This window comes from Actinomycetospora sp. NBRC 106378 (assembly GCF_030269685.1).
GTDB lineage: Bacteria > Actinomycetota > Actinomycetes > Mycobacteriales > Pseudonocardiaceae > Actinomycetospora.
Genome location: NZ_BSTT01000001.1, coordinates 777,071 through 795,351, shown reverse-complemented (window position 1 = coordinate 795,351; position 18,281 = coordinate 777,071). Strand labels below are relative to the sequence as shown.

Here is an 18,281-nt window from a genome sequence, read left to right as displayed (position 1 = left end):
CCGCGCCTCCCGTCGCGGCTGCGCTTCCTGCGCCTGCTGATCCCGGTGGGCGTGCTCGCCGTCGGGCTCGTCGTCGTGCTGATGATGGGGCTGCTCGTCGTCGGCCAGTTCACCGGCGGCGGCGACCCGGACGCGGCGGGAGCCTGCGACGCCGGGGCGGGGCGGGCCGCCGTCGGGGTCCCGCGGACCGGGGCCGACCTCACCCAGACCCAGCGCGACACGGCGGGCACGATCATCGGCGTCGCCAAGGGCATGGACGCCCCGCCGCGGGCGTGGGTGGTGGCGCTGGCCACCGCCATGCAGGAGTCGCGGATGGGGCTCGCGGGGATCGACGTGGCGGTCGACCACGACTCGCTGGGCGTGTTCCAGCAGCGGCCGAGCCAGGGCTGGGGGAGCCCCGACCAGGTGCGCGACCCGGTCTACGCCACCCGCACCTTCCTCACGCGGCTCCTCGCCGTGCCGGGCTGGGCCGACCTGCCGGTCACGCGGGCCGCGCAGATCGTCCAACGCTCGGCGTTCCCCGACGCCTACGCGAAGTGGGAGCCGCTGGCCGCCTCGCTGGTGGGCGACCTCGCGGGGGTCCAGGGCGCGATCCGGCCCTGTGCCGAGGGCCCGACGGCCGGCGTCGCCACCGCCCTGCCGCCCGGCGTGGCGCGGACCGCGATCGAGTTCGCGACCCGCGAGACCGGCAAGCCCTACGTGTGGGGCGCGACCGGGCCGTCGAGCTACGACTGCTCCGGGCTCGTGCTGCGTGCGTTCCAGGCGGCCGGGATCGTCCTGCCCCGGGTCTCGCGCGACCAGTACGGGGCCGGCGCGCACGTCCCGGTCGCGCAGGCGCAGCCCGGTGACCTGCTGTTCTACGCCTACGACACCTCGGACCCGGACACGATCCACCACGTCGGCCTCTACCTCGGCGACGGGAAGATGATGGAGGCCCAGCAGACCGGCGTGCCGCTCGGCACCCGCTCGGTGAGCTGGTCGGAGAAGGGCCTGGTTCCGCTGGCCACCCGACCGGGTACGGCGCCGGTGGGCGGGAGTTGAGCCGACCGGGAACAAGTCCCGTGACCGGTTCGTTGTCGCCCACGAGAGCAAGTTGAGCGTCTCGGGCTCATCCCCGGCTCGCCGTCGGCGACGGGGATCGGTAGACTTGAGCGCGACGGGCTCACGGACGAGATTTCGAGCTCCTGGAAGGAGTCAACAGACATGGCGCGAGCGGTCGGCATCGACCTCGGCACCACCAACTCCGTGGTCGCGGTCCTCGAGGGTGGCGAGCCCACGGTCATCGCCAACTCCGAGGGCAGCCGGACCACCCCGTCGGTGGTCGCCTTTGCCCGCAACGGCGACGTCCTCGTCGGGCAGTCGGCTAAGAACCAGGCCGTGACGAACGTCGACCGCACGATCCGGTCGGTCAAGCGGCACATGGGTACCGACTGGACCACCGAGATCGACGGCAAGAAGTACACCGCGCAGGAGATCAGCGCCCGCACGCTGATGAAGCTCAAGCGCGACGCCGAGTCCTACCTCGGCGAGGAGGTCACCGACGCGGTGATCACCGTCCCCGCCTACTTCGAGGACGCGCAGCGCCAGGCCACCAAGGAGGCCGGCCAGATCGCGGGTCTCAACGTGCTCCGCATCGTCAACGAGCCGACCGCGGCCGCCCTCGCCTACGGGCTCGAGAAGGGCTCGGACGAGCAGACGATCCTGGTCTTCGACCTCGGCGGCGGCACGTTCGACGTCTCGCTGCTCGACATCGGCGACGGTGTGGTCGAGGTGCGTGCCACCAACGGCGACAACAACCTCGGTGGCGACGACTGGGACGAGCGGATCATCAGCTGGCTCGTCGACAAGTTCAAGAGCTCGCAGGGCATCGACCTGTCCAAGGACAAGATGGCGATGCAGCGGCTCCGCGAGGCGGCCGAGAAGGCGAAGATCGAGCTGTCCAGCTCGTCCTCGACCAGCATCAACCTGCCCTACATCACGGTCGACGCCGACAAGAACCCGCTGTTCCTCGACGAGACGCTCTCGCGCTCGGAGTTCCAGCGGATCACCTCCGACCTGCTGGACCGCTGCCGTCAGCCGTTCAACCAGGTCGTCAAGGACGCCGGCATCTCGATCGGGCAGATCAGCCACGTCGTCATGGTCGGTGGCTCGACGCGCATGCCCGCCGTCACCGAGCTCGTCAAGGAGCTCACCGGCGGCAAGGACCCGAACAAGGGCGTCAACCCGGACGAGGTCGTCGCTGTCGGCGCGACGCTGCAGGCCGGGGTGCTGCGCGGTGACGTCAAGGACGTCCTGCTGCTCGACGTCACGCCGCTGTCCCTCGGCATCGAGACCAAGGGCGGCGTCATGACCAAGCTGATCGAGAAGAACACCACGATCCCGACCAAGAAGTCGGAGGTGTTCACGACGGCCGAGAACAACCAGCCGTCGGTGCAGATCCAGGTGTTCCAGGGCGAGCGCGAGATCGCGGCCTACAACAAGAAGCTCGGCATGTTCGAGCTGACCGGGCTGCCCCCGGCCCCGCAGGGCGTGCCGCAGATCGAGGTCACCTTCGACATCGACGCGAACGGCATCGTCAACGTGTCGGCGGTCGACAAGGGCACGGGCAAGTCGCAGGCGATGACCATCACCGGCGGGTCGGCCCTCTCCAAGGACGAGATCGACCGCATGGTCTCCGACGCGGAGGCGCACGCCGACGAGGACCGCAAGCGGCGTGAGGCGGCCGAGACCCGCAACCAGGCGGAGTCGCTGGTCCACCAGACCGAGAAGGTCCTCTCCGAGAACGGCGACAAGGTGCCGGCCGAGACCAGGGACAAGGTCCAGGGCTCGCTCGACGACCTCAAGAAGGCGCTCGAGGGCGACGACACCGAGACGATCAAGTCCGCGGTGGAGAAGCTCGCCACCGACTCCCAGGAGCTCGGTCAGGCGATCTACGCCCAGGCCCAGTCCGAGGGCGGCGCCGCGGGCGCGGCCGGCGGGGCGTCCGGTGCGGGCGCCGCGGGCGGCAGCGCCGACGACGACGTCGTCGACGCCGAGATCGTCGACGACGACAAGAAGTAAGCCCCACCAGACAGACGACGGGTACCGCGCCCGGCCCGCGTGGCCGGGCGCGGTGGACTCCAGGAGGAGGCCATCGTGCAGGACCCGACGGACGTCCGTGAGGACGTGTCGGTGGAGGACCACCAGGAGGAGTTCGGTGCCGGTTCGGACGGTCCCGGGGGCAACCCCGTGACGGCCGCCGACGGTGTCGAGGTCCCGGACGCGGCGGTGGGGGGCACCCCCACCTCGGCCGAGGGTCAGGTCGACACGGCGACCACCGGCGCGTCGGCCGACCCGGAGCTGACGCGCCTGCGGACCGATCTCGAGGAACGGACCGAGGACCTCAAGCGGCTCTCGGCGGAGTACGCCAACTACCGGCGCCGGGTCGAGCGGGACCGCGAGGCCACCGTCGCCGGGGCGAAGGCCCAGGTGGCCGGTGAGCTGCTCACGGTGCTCGACGACGTCGAGCGCGCGCGGCAGCACGGCGACCTGACCGGGGCGTTCAAGGTCGTGGCCGACCGGCTCGGCGAGACGCTGAACCGGGCCGGGCTCGCGGGCTTCGGCGAGGTGGGCGACGCGTTCGACCCGTCGGTCCACGAGGCCGTGGCGAGCGCGAGTTCGGCCGACGTCGACGGACCGACTGTCACCACGGTGATGCGTCGGGGCTACCGCTTCGGCGAGAAGGTGCTGCGGCCGGCGATGGTCGAGGTCACCGACCACGATCCCGACGCCGTGACGGTCGACAGCGGCGGTTCCGCGCGCGCCGCAGGTGCAGCAGAGTAGGGACGTCCCGGCCGACGCCGGGTTCACGGGAGGAGGGATGGACCGATGAGCAATCGCGACTGGCTCGAGAAGGACTTCTACCGTGAGCTCGGCGTCGCGAAGGACGCTCCCGCCGACGAGATCAAGAAGGCCTACCGCAAGATCGCGCGGGAGAACCACCCCGACGCGAAGCCCGGTGACACGAAGGCCGAGGCCAGGTTCAAGGCGGCCGGTGAGGCGTACGGCGTGCTGTCCGACGCCACGAAGCGCAAGGAGTACGACGAGGCCCGCGCGTTGTTCGCGGGTGGGCGGTTCGGCGGCTTCGGCGGTGGCCGGTCCTCCGGCGGCAGCAGCCCGGGCGGCGGGTTCGAGGACCTGTTCGCCGGCGGCGGCCGTGGTGGTGGCGCCGGCGGGCTCGGGGACCTGCTCGGCGGCATCTTCGGCGGCATGGGCGGGATGGGTGGCGGCACCGCCACCGACCCGACCGGCGGTGTGGGCAGCGGCGGCGGGACGGGCGGCTTCGGCGGCGTCCCGCGGCAGCGCCGCGGCGCCGACGTCGAGACCGAGGTCCGTATCGACTTCGCCGAGGCCGTCAACGGCGCGACGCTGCCGCTGCGGCTCACCTCGCCGATGACCTGCGGGACCTGCGACGGGTCCGGTGCCAAGCCGGGCACCACCCCGCGGACCTGCGTGCGGTGCGGCGGCGCGGGTCTCGTGTCCCGCAGCCAGGGTGCGTTCTCGTTCAGCGAGCCCTGCCCGGACTGCCGGGGCACCGGGCACCTGGTCGACGACCCGTGCCCGGAGTGCGGCGGTGACGGCGTCAGCTCCCGCCCGCGCACCCTGACGATCCGCGTCCCCGCGGGGGTGGAGGACGGCCAGCGGATCCGACTGGCCGGCAAGGGCCAGCCCGGCCCGGCCGGCGGACCCTCCGGCGACCTCTACGTGATCGTCCACGTCAGCGCCGACGCCGTGTTCGGGCGATCGACGAAGAACCCCGACGACCTGACCCTGTCGTTGCCCGTGACCTATCCCGAGCTGGTCCGGGGCGCCACCGTCACCGTGCCGACCATCGAGGGCCGCATCTCGTTGAAGGTGCCGCCCGGCAGTTCCGCCGGCCGCACGCTGCGGGTCCGCGGTCGCGGGGTCAAGCGCCGGGACCGCACGGGCGACCTGCTGGTCACCCTCGAGCTGGCCGTCCCCGCCCGCCTGTCGGGCGAGGCGAGCGAGGCGCTCGACGCCTACGCCCGCGCCACGGCCGATCACGACCCGCGCGCCCACCTCACCGAGCGGGCCGACCGGGCCCACGCGGACAAGGAAGCGGCGTCATGACCGCCGGGGACACGGGCCCGGAGCGCGCCCGTCGTACCCCGCGCGCCGAGTCGTCGATCCCCGGGCTGCCGCCGTGGGCCGACGAGGACACCCCGGTGTTCGTGATCTCCATCGCCGCGGAGTTCTCGGGCATGCACGCCCAGACGCTCCGGTCCTACGACCGGATCGGGCTGGTCAGCCCGGGCCGGGCCAGCGGTGGCGGTCGCCGCTACTCGGTCCGCGACATCGCCCTGCTGCGCGAGGTGCAGCGGCTCTCCCAGGAGGAGGGCGTCAACCTCGCCGGGATCAAGCGGATCATCGAGCTCGAGCGCGAGGTCGACCAGCTGACCGACCGCCTCGCCGAGGTCACCGACGATCTCGCGCGCACCCAGGCCCGGCTGCAGGCGCTGGCCGAGCAGCCCGGCCGCTCCGGCGACCTGCTCCCGGTGCGCCGGACGCAGTCGGTGGTGGTGTGGCAGCCCGTGCAGAAGCGCCCGCGCCGGGAGCCCCGGGACGAGTCCGGCCAGGAGTGACGGAGGCCCGGCTCAGGTCTCGTCGTCGGTGAAGGGGTCGTAGTGGATGCGGTCCAGCGGGGTGCCGTCGACCAGGAGCGCGGCCGTCGTCGCCCGGATCATGGCCGGCGACCCGGCCACCACGACGTCGTGGTCGAGCCACGGCCCCGACCGGCTGACCGCCTCGACGACGGTGCCGGGGGCCAGGTCGGTGTCCAGGGGGTCGGACTCGCAGGCACCGACCACCGCCAGCCACGGCTCGCCGACGCAGAGGTCGGCGAAGCGGTCCAGTGTGTGCAGGTCCTCGGGGGTGCGCCCGCCCACGACGACGGTCGTCGGTCGGACGTCGACGCCCGCGGCGGCCTGACCGACGAGCTCCTCGCAGAGGGCCAGCGCCACCGAGGCTCCGGTGCCGCCCGCCACGAGCAGGAGCTCGCGCTCCGCGGCCGGGTCGACCACGACCTCGCCCTCGGCCGGACCGATGCGCCAGCGCTCGCCGACCCGGCTGTGGGCGACCACGGACCGGCTCACCCAGCCGCCCGCCACGGCGCGGACGTGGAACTCGAGGCGGCCGTCGGCACGCGGCGCCCCGGCCGGCGTGAGGTGGCGCCAGAGGCGCGGTCGTGCGGGCACCTCGACGGTGACCGACTGCCCGGGCCGGAACTCGACCGGCACGTCGGGCTCGACCTCGACCACGGCCAGGTCCCAGCTCAGGCGTCGGTGGCTGACGACGGTGGCGCCGACGACGCCGGGGTGGGCCGCGACCGCCTCCCGGGCGGGCCGGGTGGCCAGCGAGAAGGCGCGTACCCAGGCGGCGTCGGTGTCGGCGGCCCAGAGGTCGCCGGCGAACCGGCGCACCGCACCGACCAGGGCGACGCCGAGGGCCTCGTCGGCCGTCGCGTCGAGCCCGAGCGCCCGCAGCTCCCGCGCCAGCGGTGGCACGGCGGCGACCAGGTCGACGGGCCGGTCCACGACGGACATGGCGGCGATCGTGCCGTGCAGCAGGCGCCGGGCGGCGGGGTCGGCCTGGGCCGGGAACTGCGCGCGGAGGGCCGGGGCGAGGCTGAACAGCAGCGCGCCGAACCAGTGCGCGACCTCCGCCTCGGAGTCGGCGACCCGGTCCCAGACCGCCCGGACGGCCTCGGCGGCGCGCACGACGGTGAGGTCGGCGGCCGGGGCGGGAGCCCGGACGGCGGGCGCGGGTCGGTCCGCGGCCGCGAGCGGCGTGGTGGGCGGCGGCGGGACGGTGGGTGGGGCGACCAGGACCGTCGTCGCGGGGGCGTCCGCGGCGGGCGGCTGCGGGGCGGGTCGGTCCGCGGTCGGCGCCGCGGGGATGACGGTGGTGGCCGCCGCGGAGGCGGCGGGCCGCGTCGGTACGAGGCGCAGCAGGCGGGCGGGCCGGCGTGCGGGGTCGTGGGGGCCGGCGCCCCGAGGGGTCGGTGGCTCGGCCACGGGCCCGTCGCCGGGTGTACCCGCGCCGCGCTCCGTTGGTCCGATCGGCCCGGCCGGTTCCGCCGTCATGCCGACTCCCTCCTCGCCCCCGGCCAGGTCCCGTCCCTCGCCCGAGTCCCGAGCATCATGACAGAGCGTGCGCAGACACGGCCAACTGTCCCCATGTCGTCACTGTGGGCGACATCGGCGGGCACGAAGCCGACACACCTTCTCGAACTTGAGCGGAATAGACTCAAGTCTGGGTAGGTTGGACCCCACGAGAGTCACCTCCCGACCCCTCCCAGCCCGAAAGGCCAGCCCCGATGGACTTCTCGCCGACGACGCGGACCCAGCAGGCGGTGTCCGCCGCGGTCCGCGCCGCCACCGCGTCCGGACACCCCCAGGTGTCGCCGGCGCACCTCCTCCTCGCCCTGCTCGACCAGGCCGACGGCATCACGCTGCCGCTGCTGCGCGCCGTGTCGGCCGACCCCGACGCCGTGCGCGCGGAGACCGACCGGCTGATCGCCGCCATGCCGAGCGCCACCGGTGCCGGAGTGGCCGCGCCGCAGTTCGACGGCGACTCGGCCCGCGTCCTGGCGCACGCCCAGCAGCTGGCGGCCGACATCGGTGACGAGTACGTCTCCACCGAGCACCTGCTCGTCGGGCTGGCCGCGGCCGGCGGCCGCACCGCACAGATCCTCACCCGCCACGGCGCGACCGCGGAGGCGCTGCAGGAGGCGTTCAGCAAGGTCCGCGGGTCGGCCCGCATCACGTCGCCCGACCCGGAGGGCACCTTCCAGGCGCTGGAGAAGTACGGGCAGGACCTCACCGAGCGGGCCCGCTCCGGCAAGCTCGACCCCGTCGTCGGGCGGGACGCCGAGATCCGCCGCGTCGTGCAGGTGCTCTCGCGCCGCACCAAGAACAACCCGGTGCTGATCGGCGAGCCCGGCGTCGGGAAGACCGCGATCGTCGAGGGCCTGGCCCAGCGCATCGTCGCGGGGGACGTACCGGAGTCGCTGCGCGACAAGCGTGTCGTGGCGCTCGACCTCGGCTCGATGGTGGCCGGCGCCAAGTACCGGGGCGAGTTCGAGGAGCGGCTCAAGGCCGTCCTCGGCGAGATCACCGACTCGGCCGGCCAGGTCATCACCTTCATCGACGAGCTGCACACCATCGTCGGCGCCGGGGCCACCGGCGAGTCCGCGATGGACGCCGGCAACATGATCAAGCCGATGCTCGCCCGGGGTGAGCTGCGGATGGTCGGCGCCACCACGCTCGACGAGTACCGCAAGCACATCGAGTCCGACCCGGCCCTGGAGCGCCGCTTCCAGCAGGTCCTCGTCGGGGAGCCGTCGGTGGAGGACACCGTCGGCATCCTGCGTGGGCTCAAGGAGCGCTACGAGGTGCACCACGGCGTGCGGATCACCGACGCCGCCCTCGTGGCCGCCGCCGCGCTCTCCGACCGCTACATCACCGCGCGGTTCCTGCCCGACAAGGCGATCGACCTCGTCGACGAGGCCGCCTCGCACCTGCGGATGGAGATCGACTCGCGTCCGGTGGAGATCGACGAGGTGGAACGCTCCGTGCGCCGCCTCGAGATCGAGGAGATGGCGCTGGCGAAGGAGTCCGACGCCGCGTCCGCCGAGCGGCTCTCCGCCCTGCGTGCCGAGCTCGCCGAGAAGCGCGAGGAGCTGGCCGCGCTCACGGCCCGCTGGCAGGGCGAGAAGGACTCGATCAACTCGATCCGCGACCTGAAGGAGCGGATGGAGTCACTGCGCGGTGAGGCCGACCGGGCCGAGCGCGACGGCGACTACGAGACCGTCGCGCGCCTGCGTTACCGGGACATCCCCGCCGTCGAGAAGCAGTTCGCCGAGGCGGAGGCCGCCACGACGGCGGCAGGCCCGGTCATGCTCAAGGAGGAGGTCGGCCCGGACGACGTCGCCGACGTCGTCTCCGCCTGGACCGGCATCCCGGCCGGGCGGCTGCTCGAGGGGGAGACCCAGAAGCTGCTGCGCATGGAGGACGAGCTCGGACGCCGGGTGATCGGGCAGACCGAGGCGGTCCGCGCGGTGTCCGACGCCGTGCGCCGCACGCGGGCCGGCATCTCCGACCCCGACCGGCCGACCGGCTCGTTCCTCTTCCTCGGTCCCACCGGTGTCGGCAAGACCGAGCTGGCCAAGGCCCTCGCCGCGTTCCTGTTCGACGACGAGCGGGCGATGATCCGCATCGACATGAGCGAGTACGGCGAGAAGCACTCGGTCGCGCGGCTCGTCGGGGCGCCCCCCGGCTACGTCGGGTACGACCAGGGCGGCCAGCTCACCGAGGCCGTGCGGCGCCGTCCGTACGCGGTGGTCCTGCTCGACGAGGTCGAGAAGGCGCACCCGGACGTCTTCGACGTGCTGCTCCAGGTGCTCGACGACGGGCGCCTCACGGACGGCCAGGGCCGCACCGTGGACTTCCGCAACACGATCCTCGTGCTGACCTCGAACCTGGGGTCGGCCGCGCTCATGGACACCTCGCTCGACGATGCCGGGCGGCGGGACAAGGTCATGGAGGTCGTGAAGCGGTCGTTCAAGCCCGAGTTCCTCAACCGGCTCGACGACGTCGTGGTGTTCCACGCGCTGTCGACCGAGGAGCTGACCTCGATCGTCGACATCCAGATCGACCGGCTCGCATCGCGCCTGGCCGGCCGGCGGCTCGCGCTCGACGTCTCCGACGCCGCCAAGGAGTGGCTGGCCCTGCAGGGCTTCGACCCGCTCTACGGCGCCCGCCCGCTGCGCCGGCTCGTGCAGTCCGCGATCGGCGACCAGCTCGCCCGGGAACTGCTCGGCGGCGAGGTCCGCGAGGGCGACACCGTCCGCGTCGACCTCGACAAGGACGCCGAGCACGGGGCCGGCGCGCTGACGGTGACGCGCGCCTGAACCCCCGCCCGCATCGAGCGAAGGGCCCCTTCCGTCGGTCCGTCCGGTGGTAGGGGCTCTTCGCGCGTCCGGGGTAGGGGTGGCGCGGGTCCGGGCGCCGCACGGCCGGACCGGGAGTGGCGTACACGGCCGGCTTGTCGCGGCCTTTCCCCGACCCGGCCCTGTCTTGTCGGTGTGAATCACAGCGACTGGCGGACGGACGTCCGCGGACCACGACAAGGCCACGGACGACGATCGGCGGGCCCGAGCGAGCCCGCCGGGTGGCCGACGATGCGTCGTTCCTGCCACCGGATGACAGCAACGACGCTTTCCTGTCACGCCTGGGTGGGCTCGGTGACCTGACCGCCCTCCACGTGCCAGCGGCGGGTGGTCCGCACGGTGTCGAGCATCCGGCGGTCGTGGGTGACCAGCAGGACCGTGCCGGTGAACGACTCCAGCGCCGACTCGAGCTGCTCGATCGCGGGCAGGTCGAGGTGGTTGGTGGGCTCGTCGAGCACGAGCAGGTTCACCCCCCGCGCCTGGAGCAGGGCGAGCGCGGCACGGGTGCGTTCCCCGGGGGAGAGCGAGTCGGCCGGCCGGTGCACGTGCTCGGCGGCGAGGCCGAACTTCGCGAGCAGCGTGCGGACCTCCGCGGTGGGCCAGCGGTCCACCTCGGGCTCGCGGGAGAACGCGTCGAGCAGCGTCCGCTCCCCGGCGAACAGCCCCCGCGCCTGGTCCACCTCCCCGACCACCACCCCCGAACCCAGCTCGGCCGACCCGGCGTCGGGGCGGACCTTCCCGAGCAGCAGGCCGAGCAGGGTGGTCTTGCCCGCGCCGTTGGGGCCGGTCACGGCGACGCGGTCCGCGTAGTCGAGCTGCAGGGTCACCGGGCCGAGGGTGAACGAGCCGCGGCGCACCGCCGCGTCGTGCAGGGACGCGACGACGGTGCCGGAGCGCGGCGCGGTGGCGATCGTCATCTGCAGCTCCCACTCCTTGCGGGGCTCCTCGACCACCTCGAGGCGCTCGATCCGCCGCTGCGACTGCGCGACCTTCGAGGCCTGCTTCTCGGTCGACTCGGCGCGGACCTTGCGGGCGTTCTTGTCGTTGTCCGACTTCCCGGCGCCCTTGCGGCGGGCGTTCCGGACGCCGTGCTCGAGCCAGTTGCGCTGGGTCTGCATCCGGCTCTCGAGCGAGGAGCGCTTGTCGGCGTACTCCTCGTAGGCCTCGCGGGCGTGCCGGCGGGCGACGGCGCGCTCGGCGAGGTAGGCCTCGTAGCCCCCGCCGTAGAAGGCGACCTGCTGCTGGGCGAGGTCGAGCTCCAGCACGCCGGTGACGGTGCGGGCGAGGAACTCACGGTCGTGGCTCACGACGACGGTGGGCGCGCGCAGCTCGCGGACGAAGCGCTCGAGCCGGTCCAGCCCGGCGAGGTCGAGGTCGTTCGTCGGCTCGTCGAGCAGGAACACGTCGAAGCGGGCGAGCAGGAGCGCGGCGAGGTTGACCCGGGCGGCCTGGCCACCGGAGAGCGCCGTCATCTCCGCGTCGAGTCCGAGACCCAGGCCGAGGTCGGCGGCCACCTCGGGGATGCGGTCGGACAGGTCGGCGCCGCCGAGGTCGAGCCAGCGTTCCAGGGCCACCGAGTAGCGCTCGCCGTCGTCACCGGTCTCGAGCAGCGCGGTCGCCGCGTCGAGCTCGACCTGTGCATCGGCGACGCCGGTCCGCCGGGACAGGAATCCCTCGATCGTCTCGCCCGGACGGCGGGCCGGCTCCTGCGGGAGGTGGCCGACGGTGGCCGTGGGCGGCGCGAGCTCGACGGTGCCGGTGTCGGGCTTCTCCAGACCGGCGAGGATGCGCAGGAAGGTGGACTTGCCGGCGCCGTTCGCGCCGACCAGCCCGACGACGTCACCCGCGCCGACGGTGAGGTCGGCGCCGGCGAAGACGGTGCGCGCGCCGTGGACGGCGGAGACGTCGCGGGCGACGAGGGTGGCCTGCACCGACCCGAGCGTAGTGCGCGGACAGAAAGCCGTGGTCACTCCGAGTGTCCTGCTCCACCGGGGTGGGGGTCGGGCCTACGCTCGGTGGGTGCCTGCCTGGATCTGGTTCGTCGTGGCGCTGGTCGCCGCAGCCGGCGGTGCGCTGCTGCTCTGGTACGACCGTGCCCGTCCCGACCGCCGGGGCAACGACCGGCGGGACTGGGCGGCGTCGAAGGGCTGGGAGTTCACCGACGCGCTGTCCTCGCCGCCCCACGCCTGGCGCTACGGGACGCTGCGCGGTGACGGCCCCCGCCAGGCCTACGACGTCGCGACCGGCGCCGTGCCCGGACCCGGCGGGCGCCGCCTCGGGTGCATCTTCGACCAGGAGCAGGACGGCCGGACCGTCGCGACGATCGCCGCGGTGCGCGGCACCGTCGCGGTGCCGGTGGCCCTCGAACTGCGGCTCCCCGAGTCGCCCCGGCCCGACGACGACGAGCTCGACAACCTCGGGCAGGTCGGGCGGCGCTACGCGTTCGTCTCCAACGCCCTCGAGGGGCGCCGGCTGCTGACCCGGCCGGTCACCGACGCCGCCGACCGCGTCGGCGCCGACGTCCCACTGGTCTGGGCCGAGGACACCTGGGTGCTGGCCTCGATCGAGCCGGACGCCGACCCCGACCGCATCGAGGGGCTCATCGAGTCGCTCGTCGAGGTCTCGGCCGCCATCAAGGAGGCCGTGGAGGGCGGGCCGACGGCGCGCGACGACGACGCGCCCACGGCCGTCGTCGGGAAGCGGGAACCGGACCGGGCCGTGCCCGCGGTGGGCAGCCCGGCCGACGAGTCCCGCACCGAGACCGTGGAGCGCGAGGACGACTCCCCGACCACGGTGGTCGACCGCTCGGGCCGGGACGCGCCGCCGACGGGCCGCCCGTCCGGCGCCCGGCCCGCGACGCGGGACGACGACTCCGCCGACTCCGCGGACCCCGACGACTACGACGACGAGTTCGAGGCGTTCGCGTCCGGCGACGACGACGCCAGCCCGTACGCGGGCGGCGACGAGCGGGGCGGGCGCCCCACGCACCGCGACCGGCCCGCCGACATCCCCTACGACCTGGAGAGCGACGATCCCGACCCGGAGGAGCCGCGCCGGGACGAGCAGCGCTCCTCGCAGGGCAGCACGTGGCGCAGCGGGAAGTTCCGGGGTCGGTGAGCGGCACCGCGCTGGTGACGGGTGCGAGCTCCGGGCTCGGCGCCGAGTTCGCCGTCCAGCTCGCCGCCGCCGGGTACGACCTGGTGCTGGTCGCCCGCGACGAGGCCCGCCTGGAGGCCCTGGCCGAGCGCCTGGGCGAGGGCGGGCGCAGCGACGGGACGCGGGTGCACGCGGAGGTCCTCGTCGCCGACCTGGCCGACCCCGACTCCCGCCGGGCGGTCGAGGACCGGCTGGCCGACGAGACCCGTCCGGTGGACCTGCTGGTGAACAACGCGGGCTACGGCACCGCGGGCGAGTTCACCGAGACCGACCTCGACGTGCTCGCCGCCAACCACGAGGTCAACGTGACCACGGTGCTGCGGCTGACCCGCGTCGCCCTTCCCGGGATGATCGCGCGGGGCCGCGGCGGGGTCCTCAACGTCTCCAGCGTCGCCGGGTTCCTGCCCGGCCGCGGCTCGGTGTACGGCGCGGGCAAGGCCTACGTCACGATGCTGTCGCAGAACCTCGCGGGCGTGCTCGCGGGCACCGGGGTGCACGTCATGGCGCTGTGCCCCGGGTTCGTGAAGACCGAGTTCCACCAGCGCTTCGGGCAGGCCCGCACCGGGCCGGCGTTCGCGTGGATGGACGCCGACCTCGTGGTCCGCGTCGCGCTGGCCGACTTCGCGCGCGGGCGGCCGGTGTCGGTGCCGCACCCGCTCTACAAGGCGATCGTGCTGGGCGCCCGTCTCGCTCCGCCACGGCTCGTGCACGCGCTGGCACGGCGCAGCGCCTCGGGTCGGGGCTAGGAGCCGGTCGTCACCCGTCCGTGGGTCACCGGATCGTTGACCCGCAGTCCGAACCTGTTCACGATGAGCGCGTGACCAGCACGGATGCTGACGTGACCCCCCGGGTCTCGGTGGTGATCCCGCTGTACCAGAAGGAGCGCTACATCGGGCGCACGCTCTCGAGCGTGCTCGCGCAGACGTTCGACGACTTCGAGGTCGTCGTCCTCGACAACGCCTGCACCGACGGCTCGGCCGACGTGGTCCGCTCGTTCCACGACCCGCGGGTGCGTCTGGAGCGCAACTCGGAGACGATCCCGGCCCCGGCCAACTTCCGGCGGGCCGTGGAGCTCGCGCGCGCCCCGCTGGTGAAGGTGCTCAGCGCCGACGACCTCATCTACCCGACCGCGCTCGCCGAGCAGGTCGCGGTGCTCGACGCCGACCCCGCCCTCCCGCTCGTGTCCTGCCGGCACGACCTCGTCGACGACGACGACCGCGTCATGTCCCACGACCGGGCCCTGCGCAGCCGGGACCTGGTCGGGCGCCAGGACACCGCGACGGTCATCCGGCGGATCGTGCGCCACCGGGGGAGCCCGCTGGGCGTGCCCGGCAACATGCTCTTCCGCCGGACCGCCTACGACGCCGCGGGCGGGTTCCCCGACAACTCCTACGCCCTGGACATCGGGCTGGCGGCCCGGCTCGTCGAGCACGGCGGCTTCTACGGGCTGCCCCGCACGCTGTCGGCGTTCCGCCTGACCACCGGGTCGGTCACCTCGACCGCCTTCCGGCGCAACATCGGGCTGCAGCACCAGTTCCTGCGCGAGCTGCGCGCACGGCACCACGACGTGATCCGCCGTCGGGACGTGGCGATCGGGCTGCTGCGCGAGCCGCTGACCACCGTGCGCCAGCGGCTGATGGCGGCGGCGTCGACCGACCCGGCGAGCCGGCGGCACCGGTGGCTGCGGGCGACGGTCGACCCGCGGGCGTCCGTCCGCTCCTGACCGGCCCGTCGTCACAATGGGGGCCATGCCCACCCCGCACGCGCCCCTGCCCGGAGCCCCCGCCGAGCGCGCCGTCGCCGCCGTCGGCGGCGGCCCCGACGTGGACCGCCCGGCCCGTGACCGGCTGGCCGCCCTCGCCCGCGAGCTCGCCGTCGTGCACGGCCGGGTCACCCTCTCCTCGGGGCGCGAGGCGGACTACTACGTCGACATGCGGCGGATCAGCCTGCACCACGAGGCGGCCCCGCTGATCGGGCGGCTGCTGCGAGAGATGACGGCCGACTGGTCCTACGACGCCGCGGGCGGGCTCACCATGGGCGCCGACCCGGTGGGCGCGGCGATCATGCACGCGCCGGGCCGCCCGATCGACGCGTTCGTGGTGCGGAAGGAGGCCAAGGGGCACGGCATGCAGCGTCGGGTGGAGGGACCCGACGTCACGGGGCGGCGGGTGCTCGTCGTCGAGGACACCTCGACCACCGGCGGCAGCCCGGTGACCGCCCTCGACGCGCTGCGCGAGGCGGGCGCGGAGGTGGTCGGGGTCGCGACGATCGTCGACCGGGCCACGGGCGCCGCCGACGTGATCCAGGAGCGGGGCGTGCCCTACCGGTCGCTGCTGGGGCTCGGCGACCTGGGCCTGGAGTGACCGACCCCGTTCCCGACGGTTCCGATCCCACCGGGCCCGGCCCCACCGAGTGGACGACCGGCGCCCCCGAGGTCGGGGTCGGGCCCTGGGACGGGCCCTGGCCGGACGACCCCCGGTACGACCCGGAGCTGCTCGCCGGGGGCGACCGCCGCAACGTCGTCGACCGCTACCGGTACTGGCGACGGGAGGCGATCGTCGCCGACCTCGACACCCGACGGCACCCGTTCCACGTCGCCGTCGAGAACCTGCGCCACGACGCGAACATCGGCACGATCGTGCGCACCGCGAACGCCTTCCTCGCGGCCCAGGTGCACGTGGTCGGGCGTCGCCGGTGGAACCGGCGCGGGGCGATGGTCACCGACCGGTACCAGCACGTCGTGCACCACCCCGGGGTGGAGGAGCTCGTGGCGTGGGCCCGCGCGGAGGGCCTCGCCGTGGTCGCCGTGGACAACGGCCCGGGCGCCGCGCCGCTCGAGGCCACCGTGCTGCCGCGGGCCTGCGTGCTGCTGTTCGGCCAGGAGGGTCCCGGCCTGACGCCCGAGGCCACGGCCGGCGCCGACCTCGTCGTGTCGATCGCCCAGTTCGGCTCGACACGCTCGATCAACGCGGGCGTGGCCGCCGGGATCGCGATGCACGCCTGGGTCCGGGAGCACGCTGCTCCGTAGACCTCAGGGGTTCGGGCGGCGGATCTGCTGCGTCGGCGCGTCGGCGTTCGCTCCGTCGAGCGTCTCCTCGGCGAGGTTCGAGGCGCCCAGCTTCTTCTCCCGGCGGGCCTGGATCGCCTCGATCGCGATCGGGACCAGGGAGATCACGACGACGAGGATGAGCATCAGCTCGATGTTGTCCTTGACGAACGTGAACTGGCCGAGCACGGCGCCGAGCAGGGTCACCCCGGCCGCCCAGAGGATCGCGCCGATCGCGGAGAAGGTGAAGAAGCGCTTGGCGTCCATGCGCCCGACCCCGGCCATGACGGTGATGAAGGTGCGCACGATCGGCACGAAGCGGCCCAGGACGATGGCCCGGTTGCCGTACTTGTCGAAGAACTTCTGCGTGCGCTCGACGTTCTCGCGCTTGAACAGCTTCGAGTTCGGCTTGTCGAAGATCGCCGGGCCCGCCTGGTAGCCGATGCCGTAGCCCACGACGTTGCCCGCGAAGGCCGCGACCACCAACACGACGCAGACCAGCCACAGCGGGGTCTCGATCAACCCCGTGGTGGCGGCGAGCCCCGTGATGAACAGCAGCGAGTCACCCGGCAGGAAGAACCCGATCAGTAGCCCGCACTCCGCGAAGAGGATCAGGGCCACGCCCAGCAGGGCCCACGGGCCCAGACTCTGGATGATGTACTGCGGGTCGAGCCACTGGGGTCCCAGGGCGACGACGGTGGTCGCGTCGGCGAGCGTCACGCCTCGTCACGGTACTGGCCGCGCCTGGGTGTCCGGTGTGTGCCTCCGCGGATGCGCCCGCCGGTGTCGGCGGCGGTCACGTCCGGTCAGGCCGGCAGGAGCAGGGAGAGCACCCCGATCGCGGCGCCGACGGTGCCTCCTGCCAGCAGCGACACCGCGCCCCACCAGGCCACGGTGCTCGCGTTCCACGTGCCGGGGCCCTGCGCGGGGGTGACCGCCCGCGGGGGGACGGGCGGCCCGGACGGGTACGGCCCGTGAGCGGCGGGCGGTCCCTGTCGCGGCCCGCCGTAGGGCGGGACCGGTCGCGGCGGCGCGGGACGGACACCGAGCGGAACGCCCGGGGGCGGCGGGGCGAGGCTGCCCGACCGCGGCGCGGGCACGTCGGCGCGCACGGTCCGTTCGCCCGTGGTCGGGCCCGGGTCCGCGGTCTTCCGCCGGCCCAGGGGGCGGAACCGTCGCGGCCGGTCGGCCGGGGCGTCGGTGGCGGGCGTCGCCGTGGGCGGCTCGGACGGCGGGACCGCGCGCGGCGTCGACACGCCGCCCGCCGCGTGGGCCCGCAGCGCCTCGGACAGCAGTCGCTCGTCATCCATCGCGGGCGATCGTAACCACGGGGAGGGGCCGGACCCCAGGGGTCCGTGCGGCCGAGAAGGGACGGCCGGACGGGTGGGTGCGACGGGTGGCGTGCCCGTCGCGGTCACCTACGGCGTCCCGCCCACGATCTTCGAGATGGCGTCGAGGCCGCGGCTGGCGGTCGACTTCACCGTGCCGCGGCTGATCCCGGTGGCCTCGGCGATCTCGGCCTCGGACAGCCCGCCGTAGTAGCGCAGCACCAGGACCTCGCGCTGCCGGCGCGGCAACTGGGAGAGGGCGGACACCACGGCCTGGTGCTCGGCCGACAGCATGGCGAGCGACTCGGCCGAGCGGGCGTCGGCGGTGTGCGGCGGGGTGTACTCGCGGGCGGTCCGGCGGCGGCGCAGCACCGAGCGGGAGCCGTTGACCACCGCGGTGCGCAGGTACCCCAGGGCCGCGTTCTCGTCGCGCAGCCGCGTCCAGTGCCGGTGCAGCCCCGTGAACGCCTCCTGCACCACGTCCTCCGCGGTGGCCGGATCGTCGACCAGCAGGATCGCCAGCCGGACGAACCGCATGCGGTGCTCGCGGTAGAGGTCCTCGAGGGTGCGCGGCCCGTCGGGCGCGGACTGCGCCGGGGGCGCGGGCATCGGAGGCGGTGCGCCGGGCCCGGGACGTCCGGGCCCCGGGTACATCGGGGGACGGCGGGGCGCCGGCGGGGGCGGGGCGCCGTTCGTCCCGTGGGCCGGAGGTGCGGCCGGATGCACGACCGACGCCTCCGCG

16 protein-coding genes are annotated in these 18,281 nt (G+C 74.2%); 11 read left to right on the top strand and 5 right to left on the bottom strand.

What is annotated here, in order from left to right:
• Positions 1-27: 27 nt before the first annotated feature.
• From QSK00_RS04000 to QSK00_RS03980, 5 genes are all read left to right on the top strand, one after another.
• On the top strand, positions 28-1,041 hold the full coding sequence (locus QSK00_RS04000; protein WP_502872010.1) for a C40 family peptidase: 1,014 nt from the start codon (positions 28-30) through the stop codon (positions 1,039-1,041).
• Between the two features lie 162 nt (positions 1,042-1,203).
• Complete coding sequence (dnaK, locus tag QSK00_RS03995) at positions 1,204-3,060, top strand: molecular chaperone DnaK (RefSeq protein WP_285587759.1); 1,857 nt, start codon at positions 1,204-1,206, stop codon at positions 3,058-3,060.
• 75 nt (positions 3,061-3,135) lie between these two features.
• Entirely contained in the window at positions 3,136-3,822 is a 687-nt protein-coding gene (gene grpE / locus QSK00_RS03990) for a nucleotide exchange factor GrpE (RefSeq protein WP_285587757.1), read from the top strand.
• A gap of 45 nt (positions 3,823-3,867) precedes the next feature.
• Positions 3,868-5,130, top strand: coding sequence for a DnaJ C-terminal domain-containing protein (locus tag QSK00_RS03985; RefSeq protein WP_285587755.1), 1,263 nt, complete (start codon positions 3,868-3,870; stop codon positions 5,128-5,130).
• A complete protein-coding gene (locus QSK00_RS03980; RefSeq protein WP_285587752.1) occupies positions 5,127-5,642 on the top strand; it encodes a heat shock protein transcriptional repressor HspR in 516 nt (171 codons plus the stop codon). The genes QSK00_RS03985 and QSK00_RS03980 overlap by 4 nt, the downstream gene beginning before the upstream one ends.
• A 12-nt stretch (positions 5,643-5,654) precedes the next feature.
• On the opposite strand, the gene QSK00_RS03975 is transcribed toward QSK00_RS03980, so the two are convergent.
• A complete protein-coding gene (locus tag QSK00_RS03975) occupies positions 5,655-7,073 on the bottom strand; it encodes an FAD-binding oxidoreductase (RefSeq protein ID WP_285587750.1) in 1,419 nt (472 codons plus the stop codon).
• Between the two features lie 302 nt (positions 7,074-7,375).
• Here QSK00_RS03975 and clpB point away from each other — a divergent pair, with 302 nt between their 5' ends.
• Positions 7,376-9,970 carry an ATP-dependent chaperone ClpB gene (gene clpB, locus QSK00_RS03970; RefSeq protein ID WP_285587748.1) on the top strand — a complete coding sequence of 865 codons (2,595 nt, stop codon included), beginning with the start codon at positions 7,376-7,378 and terminating at the stop codon, positions 9,968-9,970.
• 314 nt (positions 9,971-10,284) lie between these two features.
• On the opposite strand, the gene QSK00_RS03965 is transcribed toward clpB, so the two are convergent.
• Positions 10,285-11,940, bottom strand: a complete 1,656-nt coding sequence (locus QSK00_RS03965; RefSeq protein ID WP_285587746.1) for an ABC-F family ATP-binding cassette domain-containing protein — start codon at positions 11,938-11,940, stop codon at positions 10,285-10,287.
• A gap of 88 nt (positions 11,941-12,028) precedes the next feature.
• Between QSK00_RS03965 and QSK00_RS03960 the strand changes: the two genes are divergently transcribed.
• The 5 genes from QSK00_RS03960 to QSK00_RS03940 all read left to right on the top strand — a co-directional run bounded on the left by QSK00_RS03960 (position 12,029) and on the right by QSK00_RS03940 (position 16,193).
• A complete protein-coding gene (locus tag QSK00_RS03960; protein ID WP_285587744.1) occupies positions 12,029-13,126 on the top strand; it encodes a TtfA family protein in 1,098 nt (365 codons plus the stop codon).
• Positions 13,123-13,911: an SDR family NAD(P)-dependent oxidoreductase gene (locus QSK00_RS03955; RefSeq protein ID WP_285587741.1), complete on the top strand. Its 789-nt coding sequence runs from the start codon at positions 13,123-13,125 to the stop codon at positions 13,909-13,911. The genes QSK00_RS03960 and QSK00_RS03955 overlap by 4 nt, the downstream gene beginning before the upstream one ends.
• Before the next feature lie 71 nt (positions 13,912-13,982).
• Positions 13,983-14,888, top strand: coding sequence for a glycosyltransferase family 2 protein (locus QSK00_RS03950; RefSeq protein WP_285587738.1), 906 nt, complete (start codon positions 13,983-13,985; stop codon positions 14,886-14,888).
• 25 nt (positions 14,889-14,913) lie between these two features.
• Positions 14,914-15,528: an orotate phosphoribosyltransferase gene (gene pyrE / locus QSK00_RS03945; protein WP_285587736.1), complete on the top strand. Its 615-nt coding sequence runs from the start codon at positions 14,914-14,916 to the stop codon at positions 15,526-15,528.
• Positions 15,525-16,193, top strand: a complete 669-nt coding sequence (locus QSK00_RS03940) for a TrmH family RNA methyltransferase (protein WP_285587734.1) — start codon at positions 15,525-15,527, stop codon at positions 16,191-16,193. Before pyrE ends, QSK00_RS03940 begins: the two co-directional genes overlap by 4 nt.
• A 3-nt stretch (positions 16,194-16,196) precedes the next feature.
• On the opposite strand, the gene QSK00_RS03935 is transcribed toward QSK00_RS03940, so the two are convergent.
• From QSK00_RS03935 to QSK00_RS03925, 3 genes are all read right to left on the bottom strand, one after another.
• Positions 16,197-16,931, bottom strand: coding sequence for a DedA family protein (locus tag QSK00_RS03935; RefSeq protein WP_285587731.1), 735 nt, complete (start codon positions 16,929-16,931; stop codon positions 16,197-16,199).
• An 86-nt stretch (positions 16,932-17,017) separates the two neighbouring features.
• Positions 17,018-17,521 carry a hypothetical protein gene (locus tag QSK00_RS03930; RefSeq protein ID WP_285587729.1) on the bottom strand — a complete coding sequence of 168 codons (504 nt, stop codon included), beginning with the start codon at positions 17,519-17,521 and terminating at the stop codon, positions 17,018-17,020.
• A 108-nt stretch (positions 17,522-17,629) separates the two neighbouring features.
• Positions 17,630-18,148 carry a SigE family RNA polymerase sigma factor gene (locus QSK00_RS03925; RefSeq protein ID WP_285587969.1) on the bottom strand — a complete coding sequence of 173 codons (519 nt, stop codon included), beginning with the start codon at positions 18,146-18,148 and terminating at the stop codon, positions 17,630-17,632.
• Positions 18,149-18,281: the final 133 nt, after the last annotated feature.

Bases quoted from the DNA above. Each gene is read 5' to 3' on its own strand.
- dnaK (WP_285587759.1), top strand. From the start codon at position 1,204: ATGGCGCGAGCGGTCGGCATCGACCTCGGCACCACCAACTCCGTGGTC.
- QSK00_RS03925 (WP_285587969.1), bottom strand. From the start codon at position 18,148: ATGCCCGCGCCCCCGGCGCAGTCCGCGCCCGACGGGCCGCGCACCCTC.
- clpB (WP_285587748.1), top strand. From the start codon at position 7,376: ATGGACTTCTCGCCGACGACGCGGACCCAGCAGGCGGTGTCCGCCGCG.
- QSK00_RS03930 (WP_285587729.1), bottom strand. From the start codon at position 17,521: ATGGATGACGAGCGACTGCTGTCCGAGGCGCTGCGGGCCCACGCGGCG.
- QSK00_RS03985 (WP_285587755.1), top strand. From the start codon at position 3,868: ATGAGCAATCGCGACTGGCTCGAGAAGGACTTCTACCGTGAGCTCGGC.
- QSK00_RS03980 (WP_285587752.1), top strand. From the start codon at position 5,127: ATGACCGCCGGGGACACGGGCCCGGAGCGCGCCCGTCGTACCCCGCGC.
- pyrE (WP_285587736.1), top strand. From the start codon at position 14,914: ATGCCCACCCCGCACGCGCCCCTGCCCGGAGCCCCCGCCGAGCGCGCC.